The organism is Geodermatophilus sp. SYSU D00684, assembly GCF_054050455.1.
In genome coordinates this window covers 237341-253051 of record NZ_JBJGZI010000001.1, presented here as the reverse complement: position 1 = coordinate 253051, position 15711 = coordinate 237341, and the positions used below count along the sequence as shown (strand labels likewise).

General features: G+C 76.5%; 12 protein-coding genes. 3 read left to right on the top strand and 9 right to left on the bottom strand.

Annotated elements, in window-relative coordinates; all coding sequences use genetic code 11:
* The first annotated feature begins 22 nt into the window (after positions 1 to 22).
* From ACI79L_RS01210 to ACI79L_RS01200, 3 genes are all read left to right on the top strand, one after another.
* On the top strand, positions 23 to 1831 hold the full coding sequence (locus ACI79L_RS01210; RefSeq protein ID WP_456935013.1) for an ABC transporter substrate-binding protein: 1809 nt from the start codon (positions 23 to 25) through the stop codon (positions 1829 to 1831).
* A 35-nt stretch (positions 1832 to 1866) separates the two neighbouring features.
* A complete protein-coding gene (gene secG, locus ACI79L_RS01205) occupies positions 1867 to 2100 on the top strand; it encodes a preprotein translocase subunit SecG (RefSeq protein ID WP_387992967.1) in 234 nt (77 codons plus the stop codon).
* 86 nt (positions 2101 to 2186) lie between these two features.
* Positions 2187 to 2567 carry an RNA polymerase-binding protein RbpA gene (locus tag ACI79L_RS01200; RefSeq protein WP_456929787.1) on the top strand — a complete coding sequence of 127 codons (381 nt, stop codon included), beginning with the start codon at positions 2187 to 2189 and terminating at the stop codon, positions 2565 to 2567.
* On the opposite strand, the gene ACI79L_RS01195 is transcribed toward ACI79L_RS01200, so the two are convergent.
* Genes ACI79L_RS01195 through tkt form a run of 9 tightly spaced genes read right to left on the bottom strand, consistent with a single transcriptional unit; the run spans position 2564 to position 15513 of the window.
* The gene (locus tag ACI79L_RS01195) at positions 2564 to 2986 is read right to left on the bottom strand and encodes an HIT family protein (RefSeq protein ID WP_456935012.1); all 423 of its coding nucleotides are present in this window, start codon (positions 2984 to 2986) and stop codon (positions 2564 to 2566) included. The two genes, ACI79L_RS01200 and ACI79L_RS01195, sit on opposite strands and share 4 nt — an antisense overlap.
* 40 nt (positions 2987 to 3026) lie before the next feature.
* Positions 3027 to 3878, bottom strand: coding sequence for a PIG-L deacetylase family protein (locus tag ACI79L_RS01190; RefSeq protein ID WP_456935011.1), 852 nt, complete (start codon positions 3876 to 3878; stop codon positions 3027 to 3029).
* Positions 3875 to 6967: a BTAD domain-containing putative transcriptional regulator gene (locus ACI79L_RS01185; RefSeq protein ID WP_456935010.1), complete on the bottom strand. Its 3093-nt coding sequence runs from the start codon at positions 6965 to 6967 to the stop codon at positions 3875 to 3877. Before ACI79L_RS01185 ends, ACI79L_RS01190 begins: the two co-directional genes overlap by 4 nt.
* Positions 6968 to 6977: 10 nt before the next feature.
* A complete protein-coding gene (gene pgl, locus ACI79L_RS01180) occupies positions 6978 to 7838 on the bottom strand; it encodes a 6-phosphogluconolactonase (protein ID WP_456935009.1) in 861 nt (286 codons plus the stop codon).
* The gene (locus ACI79L_RS01175; protein WP_456935008.1) at positions 7835 to 8980 is read right to left on the bottom strand and encodes a glucose-6-phosphate dehydrogenase assembly protein OpcA; all 1146 of its coding nucleotides are present in this window, start codon (positions 8978 to 8980) and stop codon (positions 7835 to 7837) included. The genes pgl and ACI79L_RS01175 overlap by 4 nt, the downstream gene beginning before the upstream one ends.
* A gap of 25 nt (positions 8981 to 9005) precedes the next feature.
* Positions 9006 to 10523: a glucose-6-phosphate dehydrogenase gene (zwf, locus tag ACI79L_RS01170; protein WP_456935007.1), complete on the bottom strand. Its 1518-nt coding sequence runs from the start codon at positions 10521 to 10523 to the stop codon at positions 9006 to 9008.
* A gap of 24 nt (positions 10524 to 10547) precedes the next feature.
* Entirely contained in the window at positions 10548 to 12158 is a 1611-nt protein-coding gene (locus ACI79L_RS01165) for a glucose-6-phosphate isomerase (RefSeq protein ID WP_456935006.1), read from the bottom strand.
* Positions 12155 to 13258, bottom strand: a complete 1104-nt coding sequence (gene tal / locus ACI79L_RS01160; RefSeq protein WP_456935005.1) for a transaldolase — start codon at positions 13256 to 13258, stop codon at positions 12155 to 12157. Before tal ends, ACI79L_RS01165 begins: the two co-directional genes overlap by 4 nt.
* A gap of 29 nt (positions 13259 to 13287) precedes the next feature.
* On the bottom strand, positions 13288 to 15513 hold the full coding sequence (gene tkt / locus ACI79L_RS01155; RefSeq protein WP_456935004.1) for a transketolase: 2226 nt from the start codon (positions 15511 to 15513) through the stop codon (positions 13288 to 13290).
* Between the last annotated feature and the right edge of the window lie 198 nt (positions 15514 to 15711).

Genomic DNA, 15711 nt, shown 5'->3' with positions numbered 1-15711 from the left:
GCGGCCGCACGGGAGCGGGTGGGTGGACAGCACGCTGCAGGGACCCGCCCGCTCCCGGGGCCGCCGCCTCCCCGAGTGGCTGCGCGGCACACCCGGGCGCGTCCTCGGGCTCGCCCTCGTCGTCCTGCTCGTCGTCGCGGTGGCCGTGAGCTGCGGCGGCGGCAGGGACGGCGACAGCGGCGTCCCGGTGCTCGGCGACGGGCCCGACGCCGGCGTCGACGGCGTCCGAGCGCCCTCGGACGCGACCGGCGGCACGCTGCGCGTGGTCACCAGCGAGGTCGACAGCCTCGACCCCCAGCGCTCCTACCAGCCCGGCGTGTGGAACCTCATGCGGCTCTACACCCGCACGCTGGTCACCTACGCCAGCGAGCCCGGCCGCACCGGCGAGCTGGTCCCCGACCTCGCCACCGACCTCGGCACCACCCCCGACGGCGGCGTGAGCTGGACGTTTACCCTCAAGCAGGGTGTCCGGTTCGAGAACGGCCGGGCGATCACCTCCCGCGACGTCAAGTACGGCATCGAGCGGTCCTTCGCCTCCGACGTCGTCGTCGGCGGGCCCACCTACGTCGTGGACCTGCTCGACGACCCCGGGAACCCCTACGCCGGGCCGTACCAGGACGAGACCCCGGGCAGGCGGGGGCTGGCCGCGATCGAGACGCCCGACGACGCCACGATCACCTTCCGGCTGCGCTCGGCCCAGCCCGACTTCCCCTACGTGCTGGCGCTGCCCTCGAGCAGCCCCGTGCCGATCGAGAACGACACCGGCGCCGGCTACGGCAGCGACCCGGTGTCCTCCGGCCCCTACGCGGTCACCACCGTCGACGCCGCGACCGGGATCGTCCTCGACCGGAACCCGCAGTGGGACCCGGCCACCGACGAGGTCCGGACGGCGCTGCCCGACCGCGTCGTCGTCCGCACCGGGCTGGCCACCCTGGAGCGCGACCAGCAGCTGCTCGCCGGCTCGGCCGACGTCGACGTCTCCGGCGCCGGCCTGCACGCGGCCACCGCCGCCCGGCTGGCCGAGGGCGCCGGGGGCGAGGTGCCGCTGACCGACCGGGTCGACGACCTGACCACCGGCGCGGTGCGGCTGCTGGCGCTGCCCACCGACGTCGCGCCGATGAACGACCCGCACTGCCGGGCCGCGGTGGCCGCCGCGATCGACCGCGGCGCCGTCCAGGAGGTCGTCGGCGGCGCGGACAACGCCGTCCGCACCTCGCAGCTGTGGCCGCGGTCCCTGGGCGGCGGGCCGGAGGACCCCGACCCGGGCCCCGACCCCGACGCCGCCCGGGAGGCGCTGGCCGCCTGCGGGCAGCCCGACGGGTTCCGCACGGTGCTCGCCGTGCCCGACGCCCAGGCCAGCGTCGCGGTGGCCGAGGAGGTCGTCGCCCAGCTCGCCGAGGTCGGGATCGAGGCGGAGCTGCGCCCGCTGCCGGCGACCAGCTTCTACGCCACCGACGTCGGCAGCCCGGACAACGTGGCGCGCAACGGCTTCGGCATCGTCCTGGCCACCTGGACCGCTGACTTCCCGACGCCGGGCTCGTTCCTCGTGCCGCTGGTCGACGGCCGCTCGGTGAGCCTGGTCGGCAACACGAACTACGCCCGGCTCACCGACCCGGCGATCTCCGGGCTGGTCGACGCCGCCCGCGCCGCCGCCGACCCGGAGGCCTCGCGCGGCGCCTGGCGGGAGGTCGCGGCGGCGGCCGGCGGGACCGGTGCCTACGTGCCGCTGGTGGAGACGCGGGTGCAACTCCTGGCCGGGCAGCGGCTGCGCAACGGGCTGGTCATGGAGCCCTATGCGGGGCACGACCTGGCCACCGCGGGCGTGCGCTGACCGGGGCGCCTGCGGGCACCGGTTACCCTGGGGCCATGGTCGAGCTCGTCCTCAACGTGCTGCTGGTCCTCACCAGCGTGCTGCTCGTGGTGCTGATCCTGCTGCACCGGGGCAAGGGCGGTGGCCTGTCCTCGATGTTCGGCGGCGCGGTCTCCTCCCAGCTGTCCGGCTCCTCGGTCGTCGAGAAGAACCTCAACCGGCTCACCGTGTTCACCGGCCTGATCTGGACGGTGTGCATCGTGGCGCTGGGCATCCTGCTGAAGGTCTGACTCCTCGCTGCCCCTGGGCGCGGCGAAATCGTGACCGGGGAGACACCTCCAGGCCCTAGACTGCCCGCGCGGCGTGGTCACGCGCCGTGACGATCCAGCAGGCAGGTCGGAACGAGGGGGCGCTCGTGGCTGGTGGCAACGCGATCCGGGGGACCCGGGTCGGCGCGGGTCCGATGGGTGAGGCCGAGCGCGGAGAGGCGGCCCCGCGGCACCGCGTCGGCTACTGGTGCAGCTCGGGACACGAGACGCGGGTGGCCTTCGCCACCGACGCGGAGGTCCCCGAGACCTGGGACTGCCCGCGCTGCGGTCTCCCCGCCGGCCAGGACCCGCAGGCGCCCCCGCCGGCGCCGCGGACCGAGCCGTACAAGACGCACCTCGCCTACGTGCGCGAGCGGCGCAGCGACGCCGACGGCGACGCCCTCCTCGAGGAGGCCCTCGCCAAGCTCCGGGCCCGCCGCGGCGCCTAGAACCCCCGTCTGATCGCCTCGGCGGCGGCCTCGTGGGCCTCCGCCGAGGCGTCCGGCGTGCCGGGCGCCAGCAGCCCGCGGCCGCCGACCAGCGGCCCGCCCTCGCGGTGCGGCGCCAGGTTGACGTGGAAGTGCGGGACGCGGTCGCCGAAGACGTAGGCGTACACCCGGTCCGCGCCCGTCGCGTCCCGCACTGTGCGCGTGCTGCGCGCCAGCACGGGGCCGAACGTCGTCGCCTCGTCACCGTCGAGGTCGGTCACCGACGGGACGTGCCGCCGGGTCTCCAGGTGGCAGAACCCCGGCAGCGCCCCGCGGAGCACGACCGACAGCCGCCACAGGTCGTCCTCCCACACCCGCGTGCGGGAGAAGAACGCGTCGGCCTCCCCGACGTCGCACAGCAGGCACGGCTCGGGGGTCACGGCCGCAGCATCGCGCCGCGGCCCCCGTCGCGCCAGGCGGTCACCGCCCGCCCGGGCAGGGCACCCACGCGGCGCGGCGGTGGTCCCACCAGCGGTCCCGCCGCACGGGCCGGTAGGCCACCCGGGCCAGGTGGTCCGCGCCGAGGAAGGCCCGCCGCAGGCCGGCGCTCAGCCCGTCGAACGGCGAGGCCTGCGAGCGGTGCTCGGCGATGGCCGCCTCTCGCCGGTCGAGCACGGCCGTGACGTCCAGGACGTCGGTGACCTCCGCGTCGGGCCGGCCGAGGACCGCCGGGTCGATCGCGTGGTAGGCGGTGTCCGGCCGCAGTGTGCGCATCTCCTCGAGCCAGCGCCGCATCAGGGCGTTCGGCAGGCAGTGTTCGACGAGCAGCGGCCCCGGCGCGTCCCGCAGCGCCGCGGCCACCGCCGCGCGGACGTGCAGGTGGTCGCGGTGCCCGTCGCTCCCGTCGAGGACGAGCACCACGTGCGGCCGGACGTCGGCCACCAGCCGGCCGACGACGCCGGCCACGTCGGCGCGGGGCGCCGCGCACAGCGAGCCGCGCGGCGCCGGGCCGTCGAAGCCGGAGTCCCGGTAACCGAGGAGCTCCACGCGGGCGACGCCGAGCTGCTCCGCGGCGCGGTACAGCTCCGCCTCGCGCACGGCGCCGAGGTCGGCCGCGTCGGGCAGCCCCGGCCCGGGCTCGCCGGCCTCGCCGCGGGTGGCGCAGGCGACGGTCACCCGGGCGCCGAGGGCGGCGGCGCGGGCCACGGTGGAGCCGCAGCCGAAGGACTCGTCGTCGGGGTGCGCGACGACGACCAGCCAGCGGTCGCCGGGACGCACGTCGACGACGGGGTCGCGGACGGGAGGGGCGGGGAGGACGGTCGCAGCGGTCATGGACCGGACACTGACGGCCGCGTCTGGACGGGCTCTTGCGGTCCTCTGGTGCCGGCGCCGTCCAGGGCGGCGGCCCGCAGCCGGGTGAGCTCGCGCACGCGGAACCGCTCGCCGCGCTCGGCGACGGCGAGGCCGGCGTCGCACATCGCGACCGCCGCGGCCGGCTCCCCGGCGGCCAGGGCGGTCGCGGCCAGCAGCCCGAGGAACACCGAGCGGCCGGCGGCCAGCCCCTGGTCGGCCAGCACGGCGTGCGCCGCGCGCATCTCCGCGAGGCCCGCCCGCGGGTCGTCGCGGGCGCGCAGCCAGCCCTCCGCGAAGCGGACCACCGCCGACGGGTAGCGGTAGCGCTCCCACGCCGGCTCGTGCAGGGGCAGCGCCACCAGCCGGCGCACCCGCGCGGCGTCGCCGTCCAGCAGCGCGAGGACCAGCGCCCAGCGGCGGGCGAACCCGGCCGCCCCGAGCCCGGCCCGCTCCGCGGCCGCGAGCGCGGCGTCGGAGGAGGCGAGCGACTCCTCCCGCCGGCCCAGCAGCCACTGGCACAGCGCACGGACGACGGCGATGCGGGTGGGCGGGGAGAAAGCCAGCGACCGCCGCAGGTCCACCCCACCGCCGGCCACCAGCGCCTCCGCGCGGCCGGCCGCGGCCAGCCCGTCCGCGGGGCGGTCCTGCATCCAGCGCACGACGGCGGTGATGTCCTCGGTCAGGTACGCGGCGGTCGGGTCGCCGAGCGCGGCGGCCAGCTCCGCCATGCGGGCCACGGTGGTGCCGGCGTCGTCGAGCCGACCCACCTGGCACTGGAACAGCGTGGCGACCCACAGCAGCTCGACGTCGTCGGGCGAGGCCGGGTCGGGCACCTCCCAGGCGGCCACCAGCCGCCCGTACTCGCGGATGCTCGGGCTGTCGTACCCGGCCGACCAGGCGTCGGCGTAGGCGGTGCGGCTGAGCGCGCGCAGCTCGCGCCGCCGCCGGTCGGGGCCGGCGGGCAGGGCGGCGGCCGCGCCCAGCAGGTGCCCCCCGAGCTCGCGCAGCTGGTCGAGGGCCGACACCCGCACCGCGTGGTCGGTGGCCCGCTCCAGCCAGGGGACCGCCGCGGCCCCGCCGTCCAGGGCCCGGGCGGCGAGCAGGTGCGCGGCGATCCGCGACGCCTGCTCCGGGTCCTCGCCGGCGCGAGCGGCCAGCCGCTCGCCGAGCGCACGGTGCAGCCGCGCGGTGCGGGCGCTGGACAGCCCGCCGCGCAGCACCTCGCCGAGCAGCGCGTGCGCCACGGCGAAGGTGCCCCCGCCGGCGTCGACGGCGAGCCGGGCGCCGACGGCGGTCTCGAGCGCCTCCAGCGCGTCGTCGACGGGGACGCCGGTGACCGCGGCGAGGTCCTCGGCCGACGCCGGGCCGCCCGCGACCGCCGCCGCGGCCAGCAGCTCCGGCACCGGCGCCGGCCGGCGCAGCACCCGCTGGCGGAGGACGTCGTGCACCGCCGCGGGCACCCCGCCGACGGGCCGGCCGCGCCCGGACGGGACGGCGGCGTCCGCGGCCGCCGACGCGCGGGCCAGCTCGAGGGCGAAGAACGGGTTGCCGTCGGCGCGGGTGACGACGTCCCGCACCTCCGCGTCGCCGAGCGCGGACCCGGCGACGTCGCGGACGAGGTCGGTGACCGCGCCGTCGGCCAGCGGCTCGAGGTCCAGCCGCGTCAGGCGGGGGGACCGGCCCAGGGCGGCCAAGGTGTCGAGCAGGGCCGGCGGGCCGGCCTCGCCGCTGCGCAGGGCCAGCGCGAGCACGACCGGCGTGCCCGGCACCTCCTCGGCCAGGCCGGCGACCAGCCGCAGCGTGGCCGGGTCGGCGGCGTGCAGGTCGTCGAGGGCGAGGACGGCCGGACGGCCCCCGGCGGTCAGCAGGGCGCGGAGGGCGTCGGTGAGGTGGACGAGCACCATGGCCGGGTCGATGCCGCCGTCGGCGGAGCCGGGGCCGCCCAGGCCCGGGAGCACGTCCCGCAGCGGGCCGAGCACCCGGGCGAGCTCCGCCTGCGCGGCAGGCCCGAGGCCGGGCAGGGCCGAGCGCAGGACGGCGAGGACGGGCCAGTACGGGGGTGCGGCGAGCCCGTCGCGGCAGGTGCCGGTGTGGTGAGCGCCCCCCGCCGAGGCCGCGGCGTCGCCGAGCCACCGCAGCAGCGCGGTCTTGCCCATCCCGGCGTCGCCGGTGAGCAGGACCACCGATCCCGCGCCGGCCGCGGCGTCGGCGAGCACCCGGGTGAGCAGCGCGCACTCGCCCTCCCGGCCGCGCAGCGGCGCCGCCGCTGCCAAGCGTGCCGGTGCCGGTGCGGGCGGGGGAGCGGGCTGCAGCCCCGGGTCGTGGTCGAGGATCTGCGCCTCCAGCCGGCGCAGCCCGGGCCCGGGGTCGAGGCCGAGCTCGTCGCGCAGCAGCCGCCGGCCCTCGGCGAGCACGGCCAGCGCCTCGGCGGACCGGCCCGAGCGGTACAGCGCCCGCGCGAGGGACTCGCGCGCCTGCTCGCGCAGCGGGTGCGCGGCGACGTGGGCCTGCAGCTCGGCGACGGCGCGGCCGGGGTCGCCGAGCGCGAGCAGGGCGCCGGCCCGCAGCTCGACCGCCTCCTGCCGGAGCGTCTCCCAGCGGTCGGCCGCGGCGCGGGCGAAGGGCTCGTCGGCGAACTCCGCCAGCGCCGGGCCGCGCCACAGCGCCAGCGCCTCGTCGAGCAGCGCGACCGCCCGCCCGGCGCCGGACGGCGGCAGCCCGCGCGCCTCGGCGAGGAGGCGCTCGAAGCGGGCGGCGTCGACCTCGACCGCCTCCTGCGCCAGCCGGTAGCCCGGCGGGGCGGTGAGGAGCACCGAGCCGCTGGACCGCGGCGCCCGGCCGGGCTCGAGCGCGCGGCGCAGGTGCGCGATGGAGCTGTGCAGGGAGGCGATGGCCCGCGGCGGCGGGTCGCCGCTCCACACCAGGTCCACGAGCCGGTCGGCGGGGACCAGGCGGCCGGCCTCGAGGACGAGCACCGAGAGCACGGCGCGCTGCAGGCGGGCGCCGATCGGGACGGGGACGTCGTCCCGGCGGACCTCCAGCGGGCCCAGGACCCCGATCCCCAGCACCCCCGGCTCCTCAGCCGGCGGCGCCCGCGCGCCCGGCCCCCTCGTCCTCGGCGCCCGGCAGGCGGCTCGCGGCGGCCGCGTCGAGCAGCCAGCGGGTCGCGCGGCGGCCGCGGGCCCCGGCGGCCGGGACCTCGGTGCGGTCGGCGCCGCCCAGCGCCCGCGCCACGGCCTCGGCCTTGCCCTCTCCGGACACCAGCAGCCAGACCTCCTCGGCGGCGGTGATCGCGGCGAAGCCGAGGCTCACCCGCGTCGGCGGCGGCTTCGGGCAGTCCCGCACCGGCACCACGGTCCGCTCGTCGGTCACCGCGGGGGAGTCCGGGAAGATGGACGCCACGTGGCCCTCGGCGCCCATCCCGAGCAGCAGGACGTCGAGCCGGGGGAGCGGACCCCCGGTCCCCGCGTCGCGGGCGGCGTCGGCCAGCGTCCCGGAGTACCAGTCCGCGGCCTCCTCGGGTGTGTCGAAGCCGGCGTCGGACGCCGGGATCGCGTGCACCCGTTCCGGCGGCGCCCCGACCCGGTCCAGCAGCGCCGCGCGGGCGCCCTTCTCGTTGCGCTCGTCGTCGTCGGCGGGGACGAACCGCTCGTCGCCCCACCAGACGTCGACCGCGGTCCAGTCGACCGCCTGGCCGGGCGCCGGCTCCTCGGCCAGCTCCGCGGCGTGCCGCAGCACCGCCGTCCCGATCCCGCCGCCGGTGAGCACCACCGACGCCGTCCCGTGCACCGCCTGGGCGGCGGCCAGCCGCGCGGCCAGCGCGGACGCCACCGCCCGCGCCAGCAGCTCCGCGTCGGGCTCGACGACGATCGCGGGCGGAGGGCCCTCGATCCGCTCCGCGAGCGCCTCCGCGATCCGGTCCCCGGGGGGCAGCGTCACCGGACGGCCTCGGGCGCCGTCGGGTCCGGGGTGTCGTGCTCGCCGTGCTCGGCCACCTCGTCGGTGCCCTCGGAGTCCGGCGGCACCGTCGGCGCCTCACCGTGCGGGCTGTCCACGCCGACGTCGTCCTTCGCGAACGGCGCGCCGGCCTGCTCGGCCGGGTCCACCCACACGTGCGCGCGCACCGGCGCCCGGCCGGCCAGGCCGGTCACCCCGGTGGTGGCCTCCAGCGCCTCGGCGTAGGGCTCGTCGGGGTCCAGCCGGCGCAGCTCCTCGCCGAGCAGGTCGCCGAGCGTGCGGTCGGGCAGCGCCATCGTGGCGTCGGGCCGGTACGGCTGGCTGATCACCGCGCCGCCGCGGCGGTCGGCGTGCACCCGCACCTCCTCGTCCTGGTCCAGGGACAGCAGCACCGAGTCGATGCCGCTGGGCCCGGGGTGCCGGGTGGCCTGCACGACCTCGACCGCGCTGCCGGTGCGGGACGCGAGCCAGCCGCGCAGCAGCTGCGCGGTGGCCGCCCCGGGGTCGCCCTCGACGCGGGCGCCGAGCACCTTGACCGCGTCCCCGCGGCGGCCGGACACCGAGTCCAGCGCGGAGGTGAGCGTCGCCCGCCAGCCGGTGGCGCGGGTCCAGGCCAGGTCGGTGTCGCCGGGGGAGTAGTCGTGCGCCCGGATGCGCAGCGAGGCCAGCTGGTCCGACGCCGACGCGCTGTCGGTGATCCGCCGGTCGGCGATGACCGCGAGCGCGTCGGTGCTCAGCTGCCGCGGCGGCTCGGTGTGCCACCAGGTGACCACCGGCGCGTCGGCGGCCAGCAGCGGCAGCACGACCGACTCCGCGTGCAGCGCCAGGCGCCCGTACATGCGCATGACGACCGCCTCGCCGGGGCCGAGCCGCCCGCCGATGGACACCTCGGCGTCCAGCCGCGGCACCGGGGCCTCGATCTGCCGGCGGACGACGAGGAGGATGCGGCAGGGGTGCTGCTCGGCGGCCGTCGTCGCGGCCTCCTCGGCCTCGGCCACCCGGCCCTCGTCGGCGACGACCACCAGGGTCAGCGCCACCCCCGACAACACCGCGCCGCCGGTCCGCCGCTGGGCGGCGAGCTCCTTGACCACGGCCGAGCCGGTGGTGTCCCAGAGCGTCGTCATCGCGTCTCCTCTCCGCGGGGGCGCCTCACGGACGCCGCCACCGGCGGCCCTCGGCGGCCAGCATCTCGTCGGCGGCGCGCGGCCCCCACTCGCCGGCCCGGTAGGCGTGCGGCGTGCTGCCGGCCCAGAACTCCTCGAGCGGGTCGATGACCGCCCAGGAGGCCTCGACCTCGGCGTTGCGCGGGAACAGCGTGGCGTCGCCGAGCAGCACGTCGAGCAGCAGCCGCTCGTAGGCCTCGGGGCTGGCCTCGGTGAACTGCTCGCCGTAGAGGAAGTCCATGGACACGTCCCGGACCTCCATGACGCTGCCGGGCACCTTCGACCCGAACTTGAGGGTGACCCCCTCGTCGGGCTGCACGCGCACCACCAGCTGGTTGTTGCCCAGCTCCTCGGTGTCGGTGTCGGCGAAGGGCAGGTGCGGCGCCCGGTTGAACACCAGCGCGATCTCGGTGACCCGCCGCGGCAGCCGCTTGCCGGTGCGCAGGTAGAACGGCACGCCGGCCCAGCGGCGGGTCTCCACCCCGAGCCGGACCGCGGCGTAGGTCTCGGTCGTCGAGTGCGCGTCGACGCCGTCCTCCTGCCGGTAGCCCTTGGCCCGCTGGCCGGCCAGCCAGCCCTGCTCGTACTGGCCGCGGACGGCGAAGGTGCGCAGGTCCTCGGGCAGCGAGATGGCGCGCAGCACCTTGAGCTTCTCGGTGCGGATCTCGTCGGCCGAGAACTCGACCGGCTCCTCCATCGCGGTGAGCGCGAGCAGCTGCAGCAGGTGGTTCTGCAGCACGTCGCGGGCCGCGCCGGTCTTCTCGTAGAACCCCGCCCGGCCGCCGATGCCGACGTCCTCGGCCATGGTGATCTGCACCGAGTCCACGTGGTGGCCGTTCCAGACCGGCTCGAACAGCTCGTTGGCGAACCGCAGCGCCATGAGGTTCTGGACGGTCTCCTTGCCCAGGTAGTGGTCGATGCGGAAGACGTCCTCGGCGCTGAACACCGAGTCGACCAGCTCGTTGAGCTCCCGGCTGGAGGCCAGGTCGGTGCCGAAGGGCTTCTCGACGACGACCCGCCGCCACCGGTCCGGCGTGCTCTCGGCCATGCCGGTGCGCTGCATCTGCTTGAGCACGACCGGGAACATCGCCGGCGGGATCGACAGGTAGAACGCGGCGTTGCCGCCGATGCCGTGGCTGCTCTCCAGGTCGGCGAGGGCGTGCGCGAGCTCGTCGAAGGCGTTGTCGTCGTCGAAGGAGCCCTGGACGAACCGGACGCTGTTGGCCAGCCGCTCCCACACCTCCTCCCGCCACGGCGTGCGGGCCGCGTTGCGGGCCGCGTCCCGGGCCAGCTCGGCGAAGTCCTGGTCACCCCAGTCCCGCCGGGCGAAGCCCAGCAGCGCGAAGTTGGTCGGCAGCAGCCCGCGGTTGGCCAGGTCGTACACGGCCGGCAGCAGCTTCTTGCGGGCCAGGTCACCGGTGATGCCGAAGACGACCAGGGCGCAGGGCTCGGGGACCCGCGGCAGCCGCCGGTCCCGCGGGTCGCGCAGCGGGTTGGGGATCACGTGCCCTCCTCGAGGGGTGCGGTGTCAGTCGAGGGCAGCGAGGACCTGGCCGATGCCGGCGGCCCGGTCGGTCAGGTGCAGGTGCAGCAGCGGCCGGTGCCGGTCGGCCAGCGCCTGCCGGTCGCCGGCGGCCTGGGCGGCCTGCAGCGTGCCGAAGGAGTACGGCCGGTCGGGCACCGGGAGGTCCTGCGTCACCGCGCCGGTGAGCTGCAGGAACGCGCCGACCTGCGGACCGCCCTTGTGGTACTGGCCGGTCGAGTGCAGGAAGCGCGGGCCCCACCCGAAGGTCACCGCGTGCTCCGTGCGGCGGGCCAGCGCGGCGCGCAGCTCCCCGGCCCGGGCGTCGGCCTCGCGGTCGAGGTAGGCCATGACGGCGAGGTAGCCGCGCGGCGGGACGGCGCCCAGCAGCGCGTCCAGCGCCAGCCGCAGCCCGTCGGACTGCGCGAGGTCGACGCCGTCGAGCACGCCGCCGGAGGCGTACACCTCCACCGCGCCGATCGTGGCGACCGGCTGCTCCTCGGGCAGGCCGGACTCGAGGATCCGCGAGGTGTTCTGCTTGGACTCGGTGACGTTGGGCTGGTCGAAGGGGTTGATCCCCAGCACCCGCCCGGCCACCGCGGTCGCGTACTCCCAGCCGAGGAACTGCGCGCCCAGCGGGCCGGTGACGCCGACCGAGGGCCGGCCGTCGACCGGGTCGCCGTCGACGACGGCGAGCAGCGCGTCCGGCGCCTGGGCGCCCGGCGCGTCCACCGACTCCAGGACGACGGGCAGCAGTCCGCGGCCCTCCTTGCCGGTGGACTCGGCGATGAGCTGCTCGGCCCAGTCGCCGAAGCCCTCGATGCGCGGGCCGCTGCCACCGGTGCCCTCGGCGAGGGCGACCTTGTCCCGGCCGGTGCGGAAGCCCGCGCCCATGGCGACGCCGAGCTCCAGCGCGGGGTTGCCCGGCTCGGCCAGGTGCTCGGCGAGGTCGGTGGCCTCGTCCAGCAGCGCGCCGACGTCGACCCCGGCCAGTGCCGCGGGCACCAGCCCGAACGCCGACAGGGCGCTGTAGCGGCCGCCGACGTTCGGGTCGGCGAGGAACACCGCGCGGGCGCCCATGGCGGCGGCGGTGTCGGCCAGCGGCGAGCCGGGGTCGGTGACGACGACGAACCGCCGGCCGACCTCCTTCTCGTCCAGCCCGGCCTCGGCGAACGCGGCGACGAAGGCCCGCCGGTGGCTGTCGGTCTCGATCGTGCCGCCGGACTTGGAGCTGACCACGACCACGGTGCGGTCGAGGTCGGTCATCGCCGCGAGGACCTGGCCGGGGTCGGTGGTGTCGAGGACCACCAGCGGCGCGCCCGCGGTGCGGCAGATGACCTCCGGCGCCAGCGAGGAGCCGCCCATGCCGCACAGGACGACGCGGTCGATCCCCTCGCCGGCGAGCTCGGCCCGCAGCTCGGCCAGCCGGGACACCAGCTCGCGCGAGGACGCGGGCAGGTCCAGCCAGCCGAGCCGGATCGAGGCCTCGCTCTCGGCCTCGGGGCCCCAGAGGGTGGCGTCCTTGGCCACCAGCCGCGCGGCGACGTCGTCGTCGGCGAGCTGGGTGCGGACGACCTCCGGGACGTCGAGGCCGGAGCAGGAGAACTCCAGGGTCATGCCTTGTCCTCGAGCTGGCCCCGCACGGAGTCGGTGAGCTCGTCCCACGAGTCGACGAACTTCTGCACGCCCTCCTCCTCGAGGACGCGGAAGACGTCGTCGAGGTCGACGCCGGCGTCGGCGATGGCCTGCATGGTCGCCGCGGCGTCGTCGTAGGTCTTCTGCACCGGGGTGCCCGCCGCGCCGTGGTCGGCGTAGGCCTGCAGCGTCTTCTCCGGCATCGTGTTCACGGTGCCGGGGGCGATGAGCTCGCTGACGTAGAGGGTGTCGGAGTACTCGGGGTTCTTCACCCCGGTCGAGGCCCACAGCGGCCGCTGCGGCCGGGCGCCCTTGGCCTCCAGCGCCTTCCAGCGGTCGGAGGAGAAGACCTCCTCGTAGGCCTGGTAGGCCAGCTGGGCGTTGGCCAGCGCGGCCTTGCCCTTGAGCTGGTCGGCGCCGGCCTTCTCCAGCCGCTTGTCGATCTCGGTGTCCACGCGGGACACGAAGAACGAGGCGACCGAGGCGATGCCGCTCAGGTCGGCGTCGGGGTCCTGCTCGAGGCGCTGCTCCAGCCCGGACAGGTAGGCGTCCATGACGGCGCGGTACCGCTCGAGGCTGAAGATCAGCGTGACGTTGACGCTGATCCCGCGGGCGATCGACGTCGTGATCGCCGGCAGGCCCTCCACGGTGGCCGGGATCTTGATGTAGAGGTTCGGCCGGTCCACCAGCCACCACAGGTGCGCGGCCTCGGCGGCCGTGGCGTCGGTGTCGTGCGCCAGGCCCGGCGCGACCTCCAGCGACACCCGGCCGTCGCCGGGCTGCCGCTCGGCCACCGGGGCCAGCAGGTCGCAGGCGTCGCGCACGTCGGAGGCGGTGATGGTGCGCAGCGCCTCCTCGACGCTCACCTTCCGCACCGCGAGGGCGTGCAGCTGGTCGTCGTAGGAGTCCGACCCGCTGATCGCCGCGGCGAAGATCGTCGGGTTGGTGGTGACGCCGACGACGGAGTACTCGTCGACCAGCGACTGCAGGTTGCCGCTGCGGATGCGGTCCCGCGACAGGTCGTCGAGCCAGACGGCGACGCCCGCCTGCGACAGCTCGGCCAGCTTCTCGTTCTGTGCCATGTCTCTGCCCTTCCGGTGGGTCCGACGGCTCAGCGGTCGCCGGTGGGGTGGGGGAGGCCCCCGGTGGCTGCAACCGGGCCGGCCGGGACGGCGTTCCCCGCGGCGGCCGCCTCGATCGACTCGCGGGCGGCGGCGACGACGGCCTCGTCGGTCAGCCCGAACTCCTCGTAGAGCACCGAGTAGGCGGCGCTCGCGCCGTAGTGGGTGAGCCCCACGATCCGGCCGGCGTCGCCGACGAACTCGCGCCAGCCCATGGGCACGCCGGCCTCGACGCTGACCCGCGCGCGGACCGAGGGCGGCAGCACCTCGTCCTTGTAGGCCTGGTCCTGGTCGGCGAACCACTCGACGCAGGGCACCGACACCACGCGGGTCGGGACGCCGTCGGCCTCCAGCCGCTCGCGGGCGGCGACGGCGATCTGCACCTCCGAGCCGGTGCCCAGCAGGATCACCTCGGGCTGCCCGTTCGAGGCGTCGGCCAGCACGTAGGCGCCGCGCGCGACGCCCTCGGCGGAGCCGAACTCCGAGCGGTCGAACACCGGCAGGTTCTGCCGGGACAGCAGCAGGCCGGCCGGGCGGTCGTTGTGCTCGAGGATCGTGCGCCAGGCGACGGTGACCTCGTTGGCGTCGGCCGGGCGGACGACGTCGAGGCCGGGGATGGCCCGCAGCGCGGCGAAGTGCTCGATCGGCTGGTGCGTGGGGCCGTCCTCGCCCAGGCCGATCGAGTCGTGCGTCCACACGTAGGTGACCGGCAGCTGCATCAGCGCGGCCAGCCGGACCGCCCCGCGCATGTAGTCGGAGAACGTGAGGAACGTGCCGCCGTAGACGCGGGTGCCGCCGTGCAGCGCGATGCCGTTCATGACCGCGCCCATGCCGTGCTCGCGGACGCCGAAGTGCAGCGTGCGGCCGTAGGGGCCACCGCTCCACATCTTCGTCTGGCGGTCGGCCGGCAGGAAGGACGGTTCGCCCTCGACGGCGGTGTTGTTGCTCTCCGCGAGGTCGGCCGACCCGCCCCACAGCTCGGGCAGCGCCGGGTAGAGGGCGGCGAGGACCTTCCCCGACGCCTTGCGGGTGGCCACGCCCTTGGGGTCGGCGTCGAAGGTCGGCAGGCCGTCGGCGAAGCCCTCGGGCAGCCGGCGCTCGCGCATCCGCTCCAGCAGGGCGGCGCGCTCGGGGTTCTCCCGCGCCCAGGCGTCGAAGCGCTCCTGCCACTGGGCGTGGGCCTTCTCGCCGGCGTCGACCACCGAGCGGGCGTGCGCGAGCACCTCGTCGTCGACCTCGAAGGTCTTCCCCGGGTCGAAGCCCAGGAGCTCCTTGGTGGCGCGGACCTCGTCGTCGCCCAGCGCCGAGCCGTGCGCGGCGCCGGTGTTCTGCTTGTTCGGTGCGGGCCAGGCGATGATCGTCCGCAGCACCACGATCGATGGGCGGCGGGTCTCGGCCTTGGCGGCGGCGAAGGCGGCGTCGACGGCGGCCAGGTCCTCGCCGTCGTCGACGTGCTGCACGTGCCAGCCGTAGGCCTCGTAGCGCTTGCCGACGTCCTCGGTGAAGGCGACGTTCGTGTCGTCCTCGATGGAGATCCGGTTGTCGTCGTAGACGAGGACCAGGTTGCCCAGCTGCTGGGTGCCGGCCAGCGACGACGCCTCGCCGCTGACGCCCTCCTCCAGGTCGCCGTCGGAGGCGAAGCACCAGACGGTGTGGTCGAACAGGCTCTCGCCCTCGGGGGCGTCGGGGTCGAGCAGGCCGCGCTCGCGGCGGGCGGCCATCGCCATGCCGACGGCGTTGCCGACGCCCTGGCCGAGCGGGCCGGTCGTCGTCTCCACCCCGGGGGTGTGGTTGACCTCGGGGTGGCCGGGGGTCTTCGAGCCCCAGGTGCGCAGCGCCTGCAGGTCCTCGAGCTCCAGCCCGTAGCCGGACAGGTAGAGCTGGACGTACAGCGTCAGGCTCGAGTGGCCCATCGACAGGACGAAGCGGTCGCGGGCCACCCAGTTCGGGTCCGTGGGGTCGTGCCGCAGCCACTTGTGGAACAGCAGGTAGGCCGTGGGCGCCATGCTCATCGCGGTGCCGGGGTGGCCGTTGCCGACCTTCTGGACGGCGTCCATCGCCAGCACGCGGGCGGTGTCGATGGCGCGGCGGTCGAGGTCGCCGAAGTCCTCCGGCAGCGTGGGGTGCGGCTGCCGCGGCGATCCGGTGGGGGAGTCGGTCGCGGCCTCGGCGGGGGCCTCGGACTCCGTGCTCTTCGTGTCGTCAGCCTGGGTCATGTCGGGCGGAACTCCTCGAGGTCGGCCGTGCGTGGGGCCGTCCGGGGAGCGGTGGTCCGGTGCTCCCGGGCGGACGACGTCGGGTGCGGGGCAGCGGATCGGCCGTGTCCCTGGTCTCCCTCGACCCGTGACCCACCGTCGTCGGCGACGGCCCTACCCGCAGTTCCCGCGGCGTCAACGTGATCAACCCTAGTCATC

Excerpts from the sequence above, each read along its gene's own strand:
- tal (WP_456935005.1), bottom strand. The coding sequence starts at position 13,258 with ATGGCACAGAACGAGAAGCTGGCCGAGCTGTCGCAGGCGGGCGTCGCC.
- tkt (WP_456935004.1), bottom strand. The coding sequence starts at position 15,513 with ATGACCCAGGCTGACGACACGAAGAGCACGGAGTCCGAGGCCCCCGCC.
- ACI79L_RS01190 (WP_456935011.1), bottom strand. The coding sequence starts at position 3,878 with ATGACCGCTGCGACCGTCCTCCCCGCCCCTCCCGTCCGCGACCCCGTC.
- secG (WP_387992967.1), top strand. The coding sequence starts at position 1,867 with ATGGTCGAGCTCGTCCTCAACGTGCTGCTGGTCCTCACCAGCGTGCTG.
- ACI79L_RS01175 (WP_456935008.1), bottom strand. The coding sequence starts at position 8,980 with ATGACGACGCTCTGGGACACCACCGGCTCGGCCGTGGTCAAGGAGCTC.
- ACI79L_RS01165 (WP_456935006.1), bottom strand. The coding sequence starts at position 12,158 with ATGACCCTGGAGTTCTCCTGCTCCGGCCTCGACGTCCCGGAGGTCGTC.